Origin of the sequence: Streptomyces sp. NBRC 110028, assembly GCF_001417735.1 — a bacterium.
Taxonomy (GTDB): domain Bacteria; phylum Actinomycetota; class Actinomycetes; order Streptomycetales; family Streptomycetaceae; genus Streptomyces.
The window spans coordinates 1-17,382 of record NZ_BBUZ01000036.1 but is presented as its reverse complement, the minus strand read 5'-3'; the positions used below and the strand labels follow the sequence as shown (position 1 = coordinate 17,382).

The window sequence follows — 17,382 nt, the reverse complement described above, 5'->3', positions numbered from 1 at the left end:
GGATGCGCAGTGCGCATCCGGCCCGCTGTCGGCCTCGAGAAAAAGCTACTCGCCGCGGTTCAGCCGCTGTGCGACCTCCGTGGCCCAGTAGGTGAGGATCATCCCCGCGCCCGCGCGGCGGATGGAGGTCAGGGTCTCCATGATGGCGCGGTCGCGGTCGATCCAGCCGTTGGCGGCGGCCGACTCGACCATCGCGTACTCGCCGGAGATCTGGTACGCGGCGACCGGCACGTCCACCGCGTCCGCGATCTGCCGCAGGATGTCCAGGTACGGCAGCGCGGGCTTGACCATGACCATGTCGGCGCCCTCGGCCAGGTCGAGTTCCAGCTCGCGCAGCGCCTCGCGGGCGTTGGGCGGGTCCTGCTGGTAGGTCTTGCGGTCGCCCTTCAGCGACGAGCCGACCGCCTCGCGGAACGGGCCGTAGAAGGCGGAGGCGTACTTGGCGGTGTAGGCGAGGATCGACACGTCCTGGTACCCGGCGTCGTCCAGGGCCTCGCGGATCACGCCGACCTGGCCGTCCATCATGCCGCTCGGGCCGACCGTGTGGACGCCCGCGTCGGCCTGGACGCGGGCCATCTCGGCGTAGCGCTCCAGGGTGGCGTCGTTGTCGACGCGGCCCTCAGCGTCGAGGACGCCGCAGTGGCCGTGGTCGATGTGCTCGTCCAGGCACAGGTCCGACATGATCACGAGGTCGTCGCCGACCTCGCCGCGCACATCGCGGATGGCCTGCTGGAGGATGCCGTCCGGGTCGGTGCCAGGGGTGCCGACGGCGTCCTTCTTGGACTCCTCCGGCACCCCGAACAGCATGATCCCGCCGATGCCCGCCGCGACCGCCTCGGCCGCGGCCTTCCGCAGCGAGTCCCGGGTGTGCTGGACGACGCCCGGCATCGACTGCAGGGGCACCGGCTCGCTCACGCCCTCCCGCACGAACGCGGGAAGGATCAGCTCGGCCGGGTGCAGCCGGGTCTCGGCGACCATGCGCCGCATCGCCGGCGTGGTGCGCAGCCGGCGCGGCCGGGCGTCCGGGAAGCTGCCGTACCTCGTGCTCAAGAGCGTGCCCTCCTACGCGATCCGGGCCGTCGCTCGCTCGGGCGCGTGACCGGGTCCCCGGCCTCGACCGCGGCCTGGCGCCGCGCCGCGCCGAAGTCCGCGAGCGCCTCGGCCAGCTTGAGCACCGAGGGCTCGGGCGACAGCACGTCCACCCGCAGGCCGTGCTCCTCCGCGGTCTTCGCGGTGGCCGGGCCGATACAGGCGATGACAGTGACATTGTGCGGCTTGCCCGCGATGCCGACGAGGTTCCGCACGGTGGACGACGAGGTGAACAGCACCGCGTCGAACCCGCCGCCCTTGATCGCCTCACGGGTCTCGGCCGGCGGCGGCGAGGCGCGCACGGTGCGGTACGCGGTGACGTCGTCGACCTCCCAGCCCAGCTCGATCAGCCCGGCGACCAGGGTCTCGGTGGCGATGTCGGCACGCGGCAGGAACACCCGGTCGATCGGGTCGAAGACCGGGTCGTACGGCGGCCAGTCCTCCAGCAGCCCGGCCGCGGACTGCTCACCGCTGGGCACCAGATCCGGCTTCACACCGAACTCGATCAGCGACTTGGCGGTCTGCTCGCCCACCGCCGCGACCTTGATCCCGGCGAACGCGCGGGCGTCGAGCCCGTACTCCTCGAACTTCTCGCGCACCGCCTTGACCGCGTTGACCGAGGTGAAGGCGATCCACTCGTAGCGGCCGGTGACCAGGCCCTTGACCGCGCGCTCCATCTGCTGCGGAGTACGCGGCGGCTCGACGGCGATCGTCGGCACCTCGCTGGGCACCGCGCCGTAGCTGCGCAGCTGGTCCGAGAGCGAGGCGGCCTGCTCCTTGGTGCGCGGCACCAGGACCTTCCAGCCGAACAGCGGCTTGGACTCGAACCAGGACAGCTGATCGCGCCGCTCGGCCGCGCCACTCTCGCCGACGACCGCTATCACGGGCTGCGAGCCCTGCGGCGACGGCAGCACCTTCGCGGACTTCAGCACCTGCGCGATGGTGCCGAGCGTCGCCGTCCAGGTGCGCTGCCGGGTGGTGGTACCGGCGACGGTGACCGTCAGCGGGGTGTCCGGCTTGCGACCCGCGGACACCAGCTCGCCCGCGGCGGCCGCGACCGTCTCCAGGGTGGCGGAGACGACGGCCGTCGCGTCGGACGAGCCGACCTCGCTCCAGCAGCGCTCATCGGCGCTGCGGGCGTCCACGAAGCGCACATCGGCGCCCTGGGAGTCCCGCAGCGGCACCCCCGCGTAGGCGGGCACGCCCACCACGGACGCGACACCGGGGACCACCTCGAAGACGATGCCCTCGGCGGCGCACGCGAGCATCTCGTCGGCGGCGTTCCCGTCGAGGCCGGGGTCGCCCGCGACCGCGCGGACGACCCGCTTGCCGCCGCGCGCGGCCGCCATGACAAGATTGGTGCTGTCCCGGAGTACCGGGACCTCGGCGGCTCCTGACGACACGTCAGGGGCCTGCCCCGGCGTGCCCTGAGCCTCCGCGGCCACGCCCGGCCTGACGTGCGTACGCACCACGTCGAGCACGTGCGGGTCGGCGATCAGCACGTCCGCGGCGGCCAGTGCCTCCACGGCACGCAGCGTCAGTAGGCCCGGATCTCCAGGGCCGGCACCGAGGAAGGTGACGTGCCCGCAGCCGGGGTGATTAGGGGCGTTGGGGTTCAAAGTGCTCGCTCCCCCATAAGACCGGCCGCACCCTTGGCAAGCATCTCGGTGGCGAGTTCGCGACCGAGGTCCGCGGCCTTGTCGGGCGACGCGGGTACGGGACCGGTGGTGGACAGCTGCACCAGCGTCGAGCCGTCGGTCGTGCCGACGACGCCGCGCAGGCGCATTTCGGTGACAACCTGACCGTCGCCCAACAGGTCGGCCAGCGCCCCCACAGGTGCGCTGCAGCCGGCCTCCAGGGCGGCGAGCAGGGAACGCTCGGCGATCACGGCGGCCCGCGTGTGCGGGTCGTCGAGTCCGGCGAGCAGGGCAGTCGTCTCCGCGTCGGCCGCGGCACATTCGACTGCCAGGGCCCCCTGGCCGGGGGCGGGCAAAACATGGTCGGCGTCGAGGAGCCCGGTCGCCTCGCCGATCCGCCCGAGGCGGATCAGCCCGGCGGCGGCGAGCACCACGGCGTCCAGTTCACCGGAGCGGACGTAGCCGATCCGGGTGCCGACGTTGCCGCGGATCGGCACCGTCTCGACATCGAGCCCGAACGAGCGCGCCCAGGCATTGAGCTGCGCGGCGCGGCGCGGCGATCCGGTGCCTATCCGGGCGCCGGGCGGCAGCTGTTCGAAGGTGAGGCCGTCGCGCGCGATGAGCGCGTCCCGCGGGTCCTCGCGCCGCGGTATCGCGGCCAGCGTCAGACCCTCGGGCTCGGCGGTCGGCAGGTCCTTCAGCGAGTGGACGGCGAAGTCGATCTCACCGCCCAGCAGCGCCTCGCGCAGCGCCGAGACGAAGACGCCGGTGCCGCCGATCTGCGCCAGATGCTCGCGCGAGACGTCCCCGTACGTCGTGATCTCGACCAGCTCGACGGGGCGGCCGGTCAGCTCGCGCACCGCGTCGGCTATCAGGCCGGACTGGGCCTTGGCGAGCGCGCTGCGGCGGGTCCCCAGCCGCAGCGGGGTGGCGGGGGCGGTCATGCCCTGCCTCCCTTCGGGTCGTTCGGTTCGGCGGCGGCCACGGGGCCCGAGCCGCTGGTGTCGGCCCGGCTGACGGCGGCAACCGCCTGGGGGTCGAGGTCGAAGAGCTCGCGCAGCGCGTCCGCGTATCCCGCGCCGCCCGGAGTGCTCGCCAGCTCCTTGACCCGCACGGTGGGCGCGTGCAGCAGCTTGTCGACGACCCGGCGCACCGTCTGGGTGATCTCCGAGCGCTGCTTGTCGTCCAGATCGGGCAGGCGTCCGTCGAGCCGGGCGATCTCACTCGCGACGACATCTGCCGCCATGGTACGCAGCGCGACCACCGTCGGCGTGATGTGCGCGGCGCGCTGGGCCGCCCCGAAGGCGGACACCTCGGCGGAGACGATTCCGCGGACCTTGTCGACATCGGCGGCCAGCGCGCCCGCGGAGGAGTCCGAGTCGTCGTCGGGGGTGGCGGCCGCCTCGGCGAGGGACTCGATGTCGACCAGCCGCAGTCCCTCGATCCGGTGCGCCGCCGCGTCTATGTCGCGCGGCATCGCCAGATCGAGCAGCGAGACGGTGGCGGCGCGCCCGCCGGAGGGGCAGCCCGCCCGCTGGGTGAGGGCGGTGCGCAGATCGTCCTCGGTCAGCACCAGGCCGGTCGCGCCCGTACAGGAGACGACGATGTCGGCGTGCGGCAGCTCGCCCCCGACCCGGTCGCGCGGCACGGCGCGGGCGATCAGCCCGGTCCGCCGCTCCGGGGCGGCCTCCCGCGCGGCGTCGGCCGCGCGGTCGGCGACGGCGATGCCCGAGCCCAGCCCGGCGTGCTGGCCCACGAGGGACTCGGCGAGCCGCAGGGCCCGCTCCAACGTCCTGTTGGCGATCACCAGTTCTGCCACCCCGGCGCGCGCGAGGGTCGTCGCGGCCAGCGAGGACATCGATCCGGCGCCGATCACCAGCGCACGCTTCCCGGCCGCCCACGCCGCCACCGGCTCGCCGCCGGCCAGCTGCTCCAGGCCGAAGGTCACCAGCGACTGCCCGGCCTTGTCGATCCCGGTCTCGCTGTGCGCCCGCTTGCCGACCCGCAGCGCCTGCTGGAAGAGGTCGTTCAGCATCCGGCCCGCGGTGTGCAGCTCCTGGCCGAGCGCGAGCGCGTCCTTGATCTGACCGAGGATCTGGCCCTCGCCGACGACCATCGAGTCCAGTCCGCAGGCCACCGAGAAGAGGTGGTGGACGGCCCGGTCCTCGTAGTGGACGTAGAGGTACGGGGTCAGCTCGTCCAGGCCGACGCCGGTGTGCTGGGCGATCAGGGTGGACAGTTCGGCCACTCCGGCGTGGAACTTGTCCACATCGGCGTACAGCTCGATCCGGTTGCAGGTGGCCAGCACCGCGGCCTCGGTGGCGGGATCGGCGGCGAGCGTGTCCTGCAGCAGCTTCGTCTGCTCGTCCCCCACCAGGGCGGCGCGCTCCAGCACGCTCACGGGCGCGCTGCGGTGACTCATTCCGACGACGAGGAGACTCATGCCGGCATCACGGCGGGCACATCCCCGTCAGGTCCCTGCCGGCTGCCGTCGCCGGACGCACCGGCGGCGGGGCGGTCCGCGGCGACGGAGGGCCGCTTGGGCGTCGTCGCGACGCCCGGCTCACCGGTTCCGGCCGTCTCCCGCTCGGGCGGGGTGGCCTCCTCGCCCGCCTTGCGCTGCTCGTGGAAGGCGAGGATCTGCAGCTCGATCGAGAGGTCGACCTTACGGACGTCCACACCCTCCGGAACGGACAGCACGGTGGGCGCGAAGTTCAGGATCGAGGTGATCCCGGCCGCGACGAGGCGGTCACAGACCTGCTGGGCGGCACCGGCCGGGGTGGCGATGACGCCGATCGAGACCCCGTTGTCGTCGATGATCTTCTCGAGCTCGTCGGTGTGCTGCACCGCGATCCCCGCGACCGGCTTCCCGGCCATCGCCGGATCGGCGTCGATCAGCGCGGCGACCCGGAAGCCACGGGAGGCGAAGCCGCCGTAGTTGGCGAGCGCGGCGCCGAGGTTACCGATACCGACGATCACGACCGGCCAGTCCTGCGTGAGGCCGAGCTCCCGCGAGATCTGATAGACGAGGTACTCCACGTCGTAGCCGACGCCCCGGGTGCCGTACGAACCGAGGTACGAGAAGTCCTTGCGCAGCTTGGCCGAATTGACCCCGGCGGCGGTCGCGAGTTCCTCGGAGGACACCGTGGGCACCGAACGCTCGGAGAGCGCGGTCAGGGCGCGCAGATACAGCGGTAGCCGGGCGACGGTGGCCTCGGGGATTCCTCGGCTTCGGGTCGCCGGTCGGTGAGTTCGGCCAGTTGCCACGGTGCTCCTGCGGGTAGAGCGGGGCTGCGGGCGGCCGAATGGCGTGAGGCCGCCCCATCGACGCCAGGCTATGTCTTTGTGAACGCGTGCACAAAGATGGTGTCCGCTTTGTCCGAGCAAAGTGACCGGTGTCACGCGCCTTTTCGACCTGGCCGCGGAACCACCACCAGCGTCGCACCGTTCCCCATGGAAGCGCGCGCACCGCTGGGACACCGAGGGGAGCACGGGCCCTCACTCCTCACCGCTTTCCCCCCGGACAGCAACAAATCGCCCACGATCGTAAACCGGCCCGGGGCCCCCCGCCGAACTCACCGGGAGAGCCTGAGACGGGGCGCACAATGGGTGCCATGAGTCCGCTGTTGCGTCGTAGCCCCCGCAAGAAGCCCAGCGAGCGCACGGTGACGCTGATCGGCAAGCCCGACTGTCACCTCTGCGAGGACGCCGAGGCCGTGATCGAGGAGATCTGCGGCGAGCTGGGCACCCCCTGGGAGAAGAAGGACATCACCCAGGACGAGGAGCTGTACCGCACGTACTGGGAGCAGATCCCGGTGGTCCTCGTCGACGGCGCCCAGCACGACTTCTGGCGGGTCGACCCGAAGCGGCTGCGCGCCGCCCTCGGCGGCTGACGCCGGCCACCGGCCCGTTCTCGGCCGTCCGCGCCCGGCCCCTTTCGCGTAACCTGAATCCGCGCGACACCCGGGCGTAACGGGAAGCACCGCGGGCGTGGCTATGCTCGCTTCATGGCCGCACTGGGATGGTTCACCCGACGTCGACAATCCGCCACGGAGCGGAGCGTCCTCGCCGGAGAGGCATCGGCCGAGGCGGCACGCAAGTCGTCGGCCGAGACTCCCCCGCCACAGACCGCCGCCGAGCCGGAGTTCCCCGTGGTCGGGGACGAGCAGGCGGCCGCCTTCTTCGACCTGGACAACACGGTCATGCAGGGCGCCGCGCTCTTCCACTTCGGCCGCGGCCTCTACAAGCGGCATTTCTTCCGCAAACGCGAACTGGCCCGCTTCGCCTGGCAGCAGACGTGGTTCCGGATGGCCGGGGTCGAGGACCCGGCCCACATGGAGGACGTGCGCAGCAGCGCGCTGTCGATCGTCAAGGGCCACCGGGTCGCCGAGCTGATGTCGATCGGTGAGGAGATCTACGACGAGTACATGGCCGACCGCATCTGGCCCGGTACCCGCGCTCTCGCCCAGGCCCACCTGGACGCCGGGCAGCGGGTGTGGCTGGTGACCGCGGCCCCCGTCGAGACCGCCACGATCATCGCCCGGCGGCTCGGGCTGACCGGGGCCCTGGGGACGGTGGCCGAGTCCGTCGGCGGCGTGTACACCGGCAAACTGGTCGGCGAACCGCTGCACGGCCCGGCGAAGGCGGAGGCCGTACGGGCGCTGGCGGCGGCCGAAGGGCTCGACCTGAGCCGCTGCGCGGCGTACAGCGACTCCTCCAACGACATCCCCATGCTGTCGATCGTCGGCCACCCCTACGCCGTGAACCCCGACGGACAGCTGCGCAAACACGCCCGCGAGCGCGGCTGGCGGCTGCGCGACTACCGCACCGGCCGCAAGGCGGCCCGCATCGGCATCCCGGCCGCGGCCGGTGTCGGCGCGGTGGCGGGCGGCACGGCCGCCGCCGTGGCCCTCCACCGCCGCAGGCGCTAGCACCCGGGGCACCGGCCCGGGGCACCGGCGCGTCACCCTCGCGGCGGAACCGGATGCGCCCGGGCCGTCGCCGGAGGCGCCCGGCGCCGTGACCGACCGTCGCCGAACGAGGGTGACCGGGCATGCCCGCGCTTGACTGATCGTCGCGCTGCGTGACGGCATGGGCAGCGATACGCAGGGTCATCGAACGACCGCCTCCGTCCCGTTTCAGTCAATCCGCGTTTGCTGACCCATAGCGCCCCCGCCAGTCCCCTTACCGCCGCTTTGTCACAACACGCCATACCGACGCACAAGCAGCGAAGCTTTTCGATCAACTTCCATACTGCACTCGTCACTTGATCGGTCATCAATCCATAACGAAGCAGACGGAAACGATGATTTGAGCAACTGGGTGTAGCGCCGCCTATACGAAGCGTTATTCTCCTTAGACGCAAACCGGTACCCACGCGTCCCTACGGCGGGTGAACGGTCCCGTACTGCACGTGATGGAAGCTCTGCCTCTGGGAGTCCCGTGTACCCACACGTCGGGGTTGACGCCTCGGGCCTGGCTACGCTGCGCGCAACGGTCCTCGACTGTCTGCGCGGCTTCGTCCCCACCGCGTATGCCGTCCCCGCCCTCGCCCTCGCCTCGCCCGTGCCCGCCGGTCCGGCCGGTGCCGCCGGCACCGCCGACGGCACGGTCAGCCGGTCCGGCGCCGCCAGTCCCTGCTATGCCCTCACCGACGGCGGAGCGGCGGTCGGCAGACGTTCCCGCGGCGCCGCCTCCACCGCCCGCCGGCCCAGCGCCGACAGCGACAGCCGCCGGATGATGGACCTCGTGGAGCGCGCCCAGGCGGGCGAGGCCGAGGCCTTCGGGCGCCTCTACGACCAGTACGCCGACACGGTGTACCGCTATATCTACTACCGCGTCGGCGGCCGGGCCACGGCCGAGGACCTCACCAGCGAGACGTTCCTGCGCGCCCTGCGCCGCATCGGGACCTTCACCTGGCAGGGCCGCGACTTCGGCGCCTGGCTGGTGACGATCGCCCGCAACCTCGTCGCCGACCACTTCAAGTCCAGCCGCTTCCGGCTGGAGGTCACCACCGGCGAGATGCTCGACGCCAACGAGGTCGAGCGCAGCCCGGAGGACTCCGTCCTGGAGTCCCTCTCCAACGCGGCGCTGCTGCAGGCGGTGCGAAAACTCAACCCGCAGCAGCAGGAGTGCGTGACGCTCCGCTTCCTCCAGGGCCTGTCGGTCGCCGAGACCGCCCGCGTCATGGGGAAGAACGAGGGCGCGATCAAAACCCTGCAGTACCGGGCCGTGCGCACCCTGGCGCGGCTGCTGCCGGACGACGCCCGCTGACCCGCTGGAACCCCGGAAGCGCGGGCGCGGCGTGTGGTCCGATCATCGGGAGGGCGTAACCCCTGTGCCGCGCCGCTCGTTGTGGGAGGTGCAGGCGCCTCGCGGTCGTACCCTGCCCGTAGTCCCCTCACTCGATCGGGTGGACGCGCGCATGGCACGGAACCTCCAGGTGTCCTGGGGAGTCGACCGTCACGAGAAGAGGAGGTGCCGCCCGTGATCGCGAACGTATCGGCGCACCGGCGGGCGAACGCCTTCGCCGAGGCGCTGGAGGCCCTGGAGGCGCTGGAGAGCCGGCACCAGGCGTCCCAGGACACGACCGGGGCGACCGCGACCGGGGCCGAACCGTCCGGCCCCACCGCGGACAACCCCGGCGAGCAGCGGCTGATGGGCCTGACCCGGCAGCTCGGCGAGCTGCCGAAGCCGACACTGTCCGCCGACGTCAAAACGACCCAGCGGGCCCAGCTGATCGCCGCCATGGAGGCCGCCTTCGCGGACGGCGCGTCCCGCGTCCCCGAGCAGCGCCGCCGCAGCAGCGGTGCCCACCGGGCGAAACCCCCGGTGGCCAGACTCCGGCCCCGCTCCCGCTGGTCCAAGGGGCTCGCGGCCGGGGGGCTCACCGTGGGAGTCGCGGCGGGCGCGTTCGGCGGGGTCGCCGCGGCCAGTTCCGACGCGCTCCCGGGCGACACCCTCTACGGGGTCAAGCGGGGCATGGAGGACCTGAAGCTGGAGATGGCCGACGGCGACGCCGACCGCGGCCGGATCTATCTGGACCAGGCGTCCACCCGGCTGGGCGAGGCCCGTCGGCTGATGGAGCGGACCCGCTCCGGCGACCTCGACCACGAGCAGCTCGGCGAGATCCGCCGGGCCCTGTCCGGGATGCGCCATGACGCCTCCGAGGGCCACCGGCTGCTGCGCCAGGTCTACAAACGGGACGGCTCGCTCGGCGCGATGCGGGAGCTGTCCACCTTCGCCACGGCGCACCGCGAGGGCTGGAGCCGGTTGCGCGAGCAGCTGCCGGTCCAGCTCATGGACGTCGGCCAGCAGGTCAGCTCGGTCTTCGACGCCATAGACGATGAGGTCGGTCCGCTGCGCTCGCTGCTGCCCTCCACCGGGGACCAGCACGGGCCGTCCGGCCAGTCGAGCGGTGAGCTGCCGCCGCGCCCCGGCGCGGTGGAGCCGGAGCGTGGCCAGGCGGCGTCCTCCCCGGCCGCCCCGAACCACAGCCGCCCCGGTGACGCCTCCGCCAAGCCGCACCCGTCGGCGTCGGCCGACCCCGAGGAGCAGGGTCTGGTGGGCGGCGCCGGCGGTCTGCTGGACCCGCCGACCGGCGCGGCGTCGCCGAGCCCGTCCGCGGGCAAGGGCGAAGCGGGCGGCGGCAAGCCGTCCCAGCCGGACATCACCATCCCGCCGCTGCTGCCCGACCTGCTGCCGGGGCTCGGTCTCGACGGCGACGGCACGAGGTAGCCGTATCGGGTCCGGCGGCCCCGCCGCCGGACCCGAAGGCCGCCCCTCAAGAGAACAGCGAACTCAGAAGAACACCGAGCGGCGCTGCACCAGCAGCTTGTACAGCGTGTGCTGGATCGTTTCCCTGACCTGGTCCGTCAGGTTGAACATCAGCATCGGATCGTCCGCGGCCTCCGGGGGATACCCGTCCGTCGGGATGGGCTCACCGAACTGGATCGTCCACTTCGTCGGCAGCGGCACCGCCCCCAACGGTCCGAGCAGCGGGAACGTCGGCGTGATCGGAAAGTACGGGATCCCCAGCAGCCGGGCGAGCGTCTTCGCGTTCCCGACCATCGGATAGATCTCCTCCGCGCCCACGATCGAGCACGGCACGATCGGCGCCCCGGCGCGCAGCGCCGTCGAGACGAAGCCGCCCCGCCCGAACCGCTGCAGCTTGTACCGGTCCGCGAACGGCTTGCCAATGCCCTTGAAGCCCTCCGGCATCACCCCGACGACCTCGCCGCGCTCCAGCAGCAGCTGGGCGTCCTCGGAGCAGGCGAGGGTGTGACCGGCCTTGCGCGCCAGTTCGTTGATGACCGGCAGCACGAAGACCAGGTCGGCGGCGAGCAGCCGCAGATGGCGCTGGGCCGGGTGGTTGTCGTGCACCGCGACCTGGAGCATCAGCCCGTCCAGCGGCAGCACCCCGGAGTGGTTGGCGACCACGAGCGCGCCGCCCTCCTCCGGGATGTTCTCGATGCCCTTCACCTCGACCCGGAAGTACTTCTCGTACATCGGGCGGAGCATCGACATCAGCACCTGGTCGGTCAGGTCCTCGTCGTAGCCGAAGTCGTCGACCTCGTACTCGCCGGTGATCCGGCGGCGCAGGAAGCTCAGCCCGTGGGCGAGCTTGCGCTCCCAGTCACCGCCGCCCTGCGCCCGCTTCGGCGGGTGCGGGGGCGGTGGCGGGACGGAGGCCGCGGAGGTCTCGGGGTGGTGCTCCAGCTCCTCGTCGCGCTGCTGCGGTACGGGCTTCAGCGGACCCTGGGACCGGTTCGAACGGCCCGCGCGCGGTCCCTTCCGCCGGGACCGGGGTTCCTCACCGAACGGAATGACCTTGGCATCCGCCATGGTGGACGCGCTCCTCATTTCTGGGCGCCGGCGGGCAGCAGGGCGCCGAGCCGGTCGATGGTACGGGCGAGGGTCTCGGGCGGGAGCAGCCCGGGACCGCGGCTGTGCGCGTAGTCCGCGAAGGCGCCGGCGGTGGTGTATTCGGGTTCGAATCCCAGGGTCTCGCGCATCTGGGTCGTGGCCACCACCCGGCCGTGGGTGAGCAGCCGGATCTGCTCGGGCGAGAAGTCGGTGATGCCGAGGGAGCGCAGCGCGGTGCGGGCCCACCGGAGGGTCGGCAGCAGCAGCGGCAGGGTGGGGCGGCCCAGGCGCCGGGCGGCCTGGGAGAGCAGCAGCACCCCGTCGCCCGCGATGTTGAACGTGCCGCTGTTGAGCGTGGAGCGGCGCGGCTCGGAGGCGGCGATCCGCAGCACCTCCAGGGCGTCCTTCTCGTGGACGAACTGCAGCCGCGGGTCGTAGCCGATGACGGTGGGCAGCACCGGCAGGGCGAAGTACTCGGCGAGCGGGGAGTCCGCGCACGGTCCGAGGATGTTGGCGAAGCGCAGCACGCACACCGCGACGTCGGGGCGGCGCCGGGCGAAGCCGCGTACGTACCCCTCGACCTCGACGGTGTCCTTGGCGAAGCCACCGCTCGGCAGCGACTTGGGCGGGGTCGTCTCGCCGAAGACGGCGGGGTCGCGGGGCGCGGAGCCGTACACGCTGGTGCTGGACTTCACCACCAGCCGCTTCACCGACGGCGCCTTCTGGCAGGCGCCGAGCAGCTGCATGGTGCCGATGACGTTGGTTTCCTTGACCGAGGTGCGGTTGCCGCGGGCGCCGAGCGGGGTGCCGTTGATGTCCATGTGGACGACGGTGTCGACGCCGAATTCGGCGAGGAGCTTTCCGATCGTGGGGTGGCGGATGTCGGCCCGGACGAAATCGGCTCCGCCCAGCTGGTGTTCGGGAGCGACCGCGTCCACCCCGATGACCCGGTCGACGTCCGGCTCGCGCTGTATGCGCCGTACGAAGCGGCCCCCCAGCCGGCGGGCGACTCCGGTGACGAGCACGACCTTTCCCAAGATCAGCGCCTTCCTTCCCACCCTCGTCCGAGCTGGGCTGTCGAGCTGGGCTGTGCGGACCACCGTAACGGGTCGATGTTGCGCTGTGATGACCACTCGCCGCACGGTACGACGTTTTGAGCCGGGGCCTCAGCCACACGCACCGCAGCCCTTCCACCATGGGTGGAAGGGCTGCGGGACGAACACAGCGTCGCTGGTGTTACTTCTTGTTACGACGCTGGACGCGCGTGCGCTTGAGCAGCTTGCGGTGCTTCTTCTTCGCCATCCGCTTGCGCCGCTTCTTGATAACAGAGCCCACGACTACCCTCGCTCACTTCGAATCACTCGGTGCGGGGCGTCCGAGCCCACACGACCTACATCGGGCCAGCCTACCCGCCACCGGGCGAACCACGTAATCCGAGGGTCGTCGACCTAAGCGGACTCCACCCCCACATAGGACTCGCGGAGGTACTCATGCACCGCTTGCTCCGGGACCCGGAAGGACCTGCCCACCCTGATCGCCGGCAGATGACCGCTGTGCACCAAGCGGTACACGGTCATCTTGGAGACTCGCATCACCGAGGCGACTTCCGCCACGGTCAGAAACTGAACCTCATTCAGAGGCCGTTCGCCAGCAGCCATGACACACCACCTGAACCTTCCGCACATGTCGGGCACCGGCTTCCCCTCCGGTGACTCCTGCTCGCATGCGCGCTCATCCCCAGGTTAGGGGCGGGTGATGCGAGTGGGGAAGAGGAGTAGCGATCGCACGCCTACTGTGACAGACACGCTCGATTGAGTACATAGCGAGTAAGCGGCCGGTAGTAACCAGACCGCACAGCGTCATCAAGTGGAACGGCCACGGACACCTGTCCCTCGGCTTCCCCGACGAACAGCGCGGGGTCGTCGGTGTCGGCGAGACCGATGGCGGCAAACCCCAGTTGACCTGCTCCGCAGACCCATCCGTGGTCCCCGATCACCAGCCCCGGAAGTGGCCCCCCGGACTCCGCGGCACAGGCGAGGGCAACGCGAACCGGGAGGGGCGAGTGACTGTGGGCGCCCGGCTCACTCGCGGTCGGCCGGGCGCCGGGTTCCCGCACCATCGCGACTCCCCGTACGTAGGTGAGCTGGTACGTACGTACGCCAAAGCGAGTCGTTATGTCGACACATCTACCGTCCGCCGGGGTGAGGACCGGGCATCCGGCCGCCGAGAGGGCTGACGCCAACGCGGCGTAGAAACCCAGGAGACGGTGGGGGTGGCCGGTGCCCAGGAGCACCGGCGCCCGCGTCTCGGCGGCCACCCGGAGCCGGTCCGCGAAGGTCTGCAGGGCGGCGATCGTACGCTCCGGATCGATCACATCGTGACCGGAGACATGGGCCGGGTTGACCGAAACCCCGCATTTACTCCCCATGAGGCGAAGCAATTCGGTGAAGGACCAGTCGTATTCGGGATCCAGGCCGAGCAGCACCCGGGGGTCGCGGGCGGCGAAGAGCCGATACCGGCGCAAGCTCTCCTCCCGGCTGGTGGTCACCGGCCCGGCGAGCCGCGCCGCCAGCAGATGCGCACGCAGCGCGGCGGTACTCAACACCCCACCGATGCTGCTGGATCACCGTACGCGCCCGAAGGGGAACGCCCCGAGTTACCACGGTCGGCCTAACACTGGCGTACGAGAGCGTGGCGACCCAGGGGCCTACGGCAGCAGGCCATGGCGGGGGAAGACGGCCCGGCGGGTCGCCAGGATCGCCTGGTCCAGACGGTCCGCGGGGTCATAGCCGGACTCGGCGAAGTCCTGCCAGCGCGGCTCGCGCCCGTCCGTCATCCGCCGCGGCGCCTCCAGCCGGGTCCGGCGGTACACCTCGTGCCGCCACTCCTCCGGCACCTCCGCCTCCGGCGCCACCGGCCGCCCCGCCGCGATCGCCACCAGATGCGTCCACGACCGCGGCACCACGTCCACCACCGCGTAGCCGCCGCCCCCGAGCGCGATCCAGCGCCCGTCCGCGTGCTCGTGCGCCAGCCGGTGGCAGCTCTCCGCGACCGCGCGCTGCGCGTCCACGGTCACGCCCAGATGGGCGAGGGGGTCCTCGATGTGGGTGTCCGCGCCGTGCTGGGTCACCAGCACCTGCGGCCGGAAGGCGGCCAACAGCTCCGGCACCACCGCGTGGTAGGCCCGCAGCCAGCCGGCGTCCCCGGTCCCGGCCGGGAGCGCCACGTTCACCGCCGAGCCCTCGGCGCCCTCGCCGCCGGTCTCCTCGGGCCAGCCGGTCTGCGGGAAGAGGGTGCGCGGATGCTCGTGCAACGAGATGGTCAGCACCCGCGGATCGTCCCAGAAGGCCGCCTGCACGCCGTCGCCGTGGTGCACGTCCACATCCACGTACGCGACCCGCTCGGCGCCCAGCTCCAGCAGCCGGGCCACCGCCAGCGCCGCGTCGTTGTAGACACAGAACCCGGAGGCGCCGCCGGGCATGGCGTGGTGCAGCCCGCCCGCGAAGTTCACCGCGTGCAGCGCCTCACCGCGCCAGACGCTCTCCGCGGCGCCCACCGACTGCCCGGCGATCAGCGCCGACGCCTCGTGCATCCCGGCGAACGCCGGGTCGTCCATGGTCCCGAGCCCGTACGAACCGTCCGCGCCCGCCGGATCGGCCGAGGCCCGCCGCACCGCCTCGATGTAATCCTGGCGGTGGACCAGCCGCAGCGTCGAGTCGCCGGCCGCCTTGGCGGCCACCACCCCGACCGCCCGGTCGAGCCCGTACGCCTCCACCAACCGCATGGTCAGCGCGAGCCGGACCGGGTCCATCGGATGCCCGGCACCGAAGTCGTATCCGGTTACTTGCTCATCCCACATCAACTGTGCGCGGCCGCTCATGCCCGTCACCGTATCGGGCGGGTGCGGCGCCGAACGACCTCGCGTAGACCAGCGTCACGAGCACGAGGGCCATCGGCACGAGCATCGCCCCCCGGTAGTTCCACGCGCCGCCCAGCGCGCCCACCAGCGGCGAACCGATCAGAAAGCCCACGTAATTGAAGATGTTCAGGCGCGCGATGGCCGCGTCCGACGCCCCGGGGAAAAGCCGCCCGGCGGCGGCGAACGTCTGTGGCACCAGTACGCACAGCCCGAACCCCAGCAGCGTGAACCCGAGCATCCCCACCCAGGCGCCGGGCGCCGCGGCGACCACGGCGAACCCGCCCGCCGCGAGCAGCGCCCCGGCCCGCACGACGGCGGCCGCGCCGAACCGCCGCACCCCGAGGTCGCCGAAGGACCGGCCCAGGAGGGTGGTGACCATGTAGACGTTGTACGGCACCGTCGCCAGCTGATCGGAGCTGTGCAGCACGTCCTCCAGGTACTTGGCGGACCAGTTGGAGACCGTGGAGTCGCCGATGTAGGCGAAGGCCATGACGAGGCAGAGCGGCAGCAGCGGCCGCATGCTCACGACGCGGTGCTCCGCGCCGCCCGCCGCGCCCGTGCCGCGGTCCGGGCCCGTGCCGCCGTCTCCGGGGCCGCGGGCGTCGTCCGCGAACCAGCGGCCCGCGACGAACGCGACGGGCACGAGAGCCGCCACCAGCGGCGCGTAGAGCACGGGCAGCGGCAGGTCCCCGTGCGCGCCCACCCAGGCAAGCGAGGCCCCGGTGATCCCGCCCAGGCTGTACGCGGCGTGGAAGCCGAGCATGATGCTGCGCCCGTACGCGCGTTGCAGACTCACCCCGAGCATGTTCATCGACGCGTCGAGCGCCCCGACGGTGAGGCCGAAGACCGCGAGCGCCACGGCGAGCTGCCACACCGCCGAGCCCGACCCCGCCGCGAGCAGGGCGAGCGAGACGACGGGCTGGACCCCGCGCAGCACCCGTCCCGGCCGTACCCGCTTGACGAGGTGTTCGGTGGTGACGCTGCCCACCCCGGCCAGGACCGGCACGGCGGCGAGGAAGAGGGGCAGCAGTCCGTCGGATATCCCGTAGCGGTCCTGCAGCGCGGGTATCCGGGTCACGAGCAGTGCGAAGATCGCGCCTTGGACGAAGAAGCTGATGGCCAGCGAGGCCCGGCCATGCCGCAGCCGCGGGCCCGGGCGCGTATCCGTCATGGCCGAGGAGCGTAGGCCCCTGGCGCTACTTGTGGGTAGAGCTGAGCAGTATTCGCAGTTCGGCCATGTCCGAGAAGTGGGCCCGGGCGCCCGGGAGGCGGTCGGCCGGGGTCATGGCCGTGTAGCCGTACGCGTCCATCCCGGCTGCCAGGGCGGCCCGCACCCCGAGCGGGCTGTCCTCGACGACGGCGCACCGGCCGGGGGTCGCGCCCATGCGGTTCGCCGCGTGGAGGAACAGGTCGGGGGCCGGTTTGCCGCGGCCCACGTCCTCGGAGCTGAAGATGCGGTCCTCGCCGAAGTAGTCGTAGAGCCCGGTCTTCCGCAGGGCGACCCGTATCCGCTCATGGCTTCCGGAGGAGGCCACGCAGTACGGGATCCCGTCCGCCCGCAGACCGTGCAGCGTGGCGGCGACGCCGTCCACCGGCTCCAGCTCGCGGCGGAAGGCGGCGAAGACGCGGGAGTGGAAAGTGGTGTCGAAGTCGGCGGGCAGCCGCTGCCCGGTGCGCTCCAGGACCAGGTCATGAACGCGGTGCATGGCGGATCCCATGTAGTCGCGCAGGGAGTCCTCGTAGCTGGTGGGGTGGCCCAGCTCGGTGAGATAGCCCGCGAGGAGCCGATTGGAGATCGGCTCGCTGTCGACGAGTACCCCGTCGTTGTCGAAGATGACCATGTCATAGCGCATGGCGTCAGCCTACAAAGAC

17 protein-coding genes are annotated in these 17,382 nt (G+C 71.9%); 4 read left to right on the top strand and 13 right to left on the bottom strand.

Translation table 11 applies throughout. The features are described 5' to 3' along the window. Positions 1–45: 45 nt before the first annotated feature. From hemB to ASC60_RS28370, 5 genes are read right to left on the bottom strand one after another with little or no spacing between them, the layout of a single operon-like run. Positions 46–1,050: a porphobilinogen synthase gene (gene hemB, locus ASC60_RS28390; RefSeq protein ID WP_055555883.1), complete on the bottom strand. Its 1,005-nt coding sequence runs from the start codon at positions 1,048–1,050 to the stop codon at positions 46–48. Continuing rightward, on the bottom strand, positions 1,047–2,708 hold the full coding sequence (locus tag ASC60_RS28385; RefSeq protein ID WP_055555881.1) for a bifunctional uroporphyrinogen-III C-methyltransferase/uroporphyrinogen-III synthase: 1,662 nt from the start codon (positions 2,706–2,708) through the stop codon (positions 1,047–1,049). The genes hemB and ASC60_RS28385 overlap by 4 nt, the downstream gene beginning before the upstream one ends. Further along, positions 2,705–3,670, bottom strand: a complete 966-nt coding sequence (gene hemC / locus ASC60_RS28380; protein WP_055555879.1) for a hydroxymethylbilane synthase — start codon at positions 3,668–3,670, stop codon at positions 2,705–2,707. Before hemC ends, ASC60_RS28385 begins: the two co-directional genes overlap by 4 nt. Then, a complete protein-coding gene (locus tag ASC60_RS28375; RefSeq protein WP_055555877.1) occupies positions 3,667–5,169 on the bottom strand; it encodes a glutamyl-tRNA reductase in 1,503 nt (500 codons plus the stop codon). The genes hemC and ASC60_RS28375 overlap by 4 nt, the downstream gene beginning before the upstream one ends. Next, on the bottom strand, positions 5,166–5,993 hold the full coding sequence (locus tag ASC60_RS28370) for a redox-sensing transcriptional repressor Rex (RefSeq protein WP_055555875.1): 828 nt from the start codon (positions 5,991–5,993) through the stop codon (positions 5,166–5,168). The genes ASC60_RS28375 and ASC60_RS28370 overlap by 4 nt, the downstream gene beginning before the upstream one ends. 347 nt (positions 5,994–6,340) lie before the next feature. Between ASC60_RS28370 and ASC60_RS28365 the strand changes: the two genes are divergently transcribed. The 4 genes from ASC60_RS28365 (at position 6,341) to ASC60_RS28350 (ending at position 10,463) form a co-directional block, all read left to right on the top strand. After that, a complete protein-coding gene (locus tag ASC60_RS28365) occupies positions 6,341–6,619 on the top strand; it encodes a glutaredoxin family protein (RefSeq protein WP_055555873.1) in 279 nt (92 codons plus the stop codon). A 114-nt stretch (positions 6,620–6,733) separates the two neighbouring features. Further along, positions 6,734–7,657, top strand: a complete 924-nt coding sequence (locus tag ASC60_RS28360) for an HAD family phosphatase (protein WP_055555871.1) — start codon at positions 6,734–6,736, stop codon at positions 7,655–7,657. Positions 7,658–8,168: 511 nt separating this feature from the next. Next, on the top strand, positions 8,169–8,999 hold the full coding sequence (locus ASC60_RS28355) for an ECF subfamily RNA polymerase sigma factor, BldN family (protein ID WP_055555869.1): 831 nt from the start codon (positions 8,169–8,171) through the stop codon (positions 8,997–8,999). A gap of 213 nt (positions 9,000–9,212) precedes the next feature. Then, positions 9,213–10,463 (top strand): DUF5667 domain-containing protein, encoded by a 1,251-nt coding sequence (locus ASC60_RS28350; protein WP_055555867.1) that lies wholly within the window; start codon positions 9,213–9,215, stop codon positions 10,461–10,463. 63 nt (positions 10,464–10,526) lie between these two features. Here ASC60_RS28350 and ASC60_RS28345 read toward each other — a convergent pair whose 3' ends face one another. From ASC60_RS28345 to ASC60_RS28315, 8 genes are all read right to left on the bottom strand, one after another. Continuing rightward, on the bottom strand, positions 10,527–11,570 hold the full coding sequence (locus ASC60_RS28345; RefSeq protein WP_055555865.1) for a lysophospholipid acyltransferase family protein: 1,044 nt from the start codon (positions 11,568–11,570) through the stop codon (positions 10,527–10,529). A 14-nt stretch (positions 11,571–11,584) separates the two neighbouring features. Then, complete coding sequence (locus ASC60_RS28340; RefSeq protein WP_055555863.1) at positions 11,585–12,628, bottom strand: NAD-dependent epimerase/dehydratase family protein; 1,044 nt, start codon at positions 12,626–12,628, stop codon at positions 11,585–11,587. Positions 12,629–12,827: 199 nt separating this feature from the next. Beyond that, a complete protein-coding gene (locus tag ASC60_RS39940; RefSeq protein ID WP_003948845.1) occupies positions 12,828–12,926 on the bottom strand; it encodes a 30S ribosomal protein bS22 in 99 nt (32 codons plus the stop codon). A 113-nt stretch (positions 12,927–13,039) separates the two neighbouring features. Beyond that, positions 13,040–13,249 (bottom strand): helix-turn-helix domain-containing protein, encoded by a 210-nt coding sequence (locus ASC60_RS28335; RefSeq protein ID WP_014053989.1) that lies wholly within the window; start codon positions 13,247–13,249, stop codon positions 13,040–13,042. Positions 13,250–13,380: 131 nt separating this feature from the next. Next, on the bottom strand, positions 13,381–14,196 hold the full coding sequence (locus ASC60_RS28330; RefSeq protein ID WP_055555861.1) for a phosphatase: 816 nt from the start codon (positions 14,194–14,196) through the stop codon (positions 13,381–13,383). A gap of 102 nt (positions 14,197–14,298) precedes the next feature. Further along, positions 14,299–15,471 (bottom strand): acetoin utilization protein AcuC, encoded by a 1,173-nt coding sequence (locus tag ASC60_RS28325; protein ID WP_079038690.1) that lies wholly within the window; start codon positions 15,469–15,471, stop codon positions 14,299–14,301. Then, complete coding sequence (locus ASC60_RS28320) at positions 15,440–16,681, bottom strand: MFS transporter (protein WP_055555857.1); 1,242 nt, start codon at positions 16,679–16,681, stop codon at positions 15,440–15,442. Before ASC60_RS28320 ends, ASC60_RS28325 begins: the two co-directional genes overlap by 32 nt. A gap of 25 nt (positions 16,682–16,706) precedes the next feature. Continuing rightward, positions 16,707–17,363 (bottom strand): HAD family phosphatase, encoded by a 657-nt coding sequence (locus ASC60_RS28315; RefSeq protein ID WP_055555855.1) that lies wholly within the window; start codon positions 17,361–17,363, stop codon positions 16,707–16,709. Between the last annotated feature and the right edge of the window lie 19 nt (positions 17,364–17,382).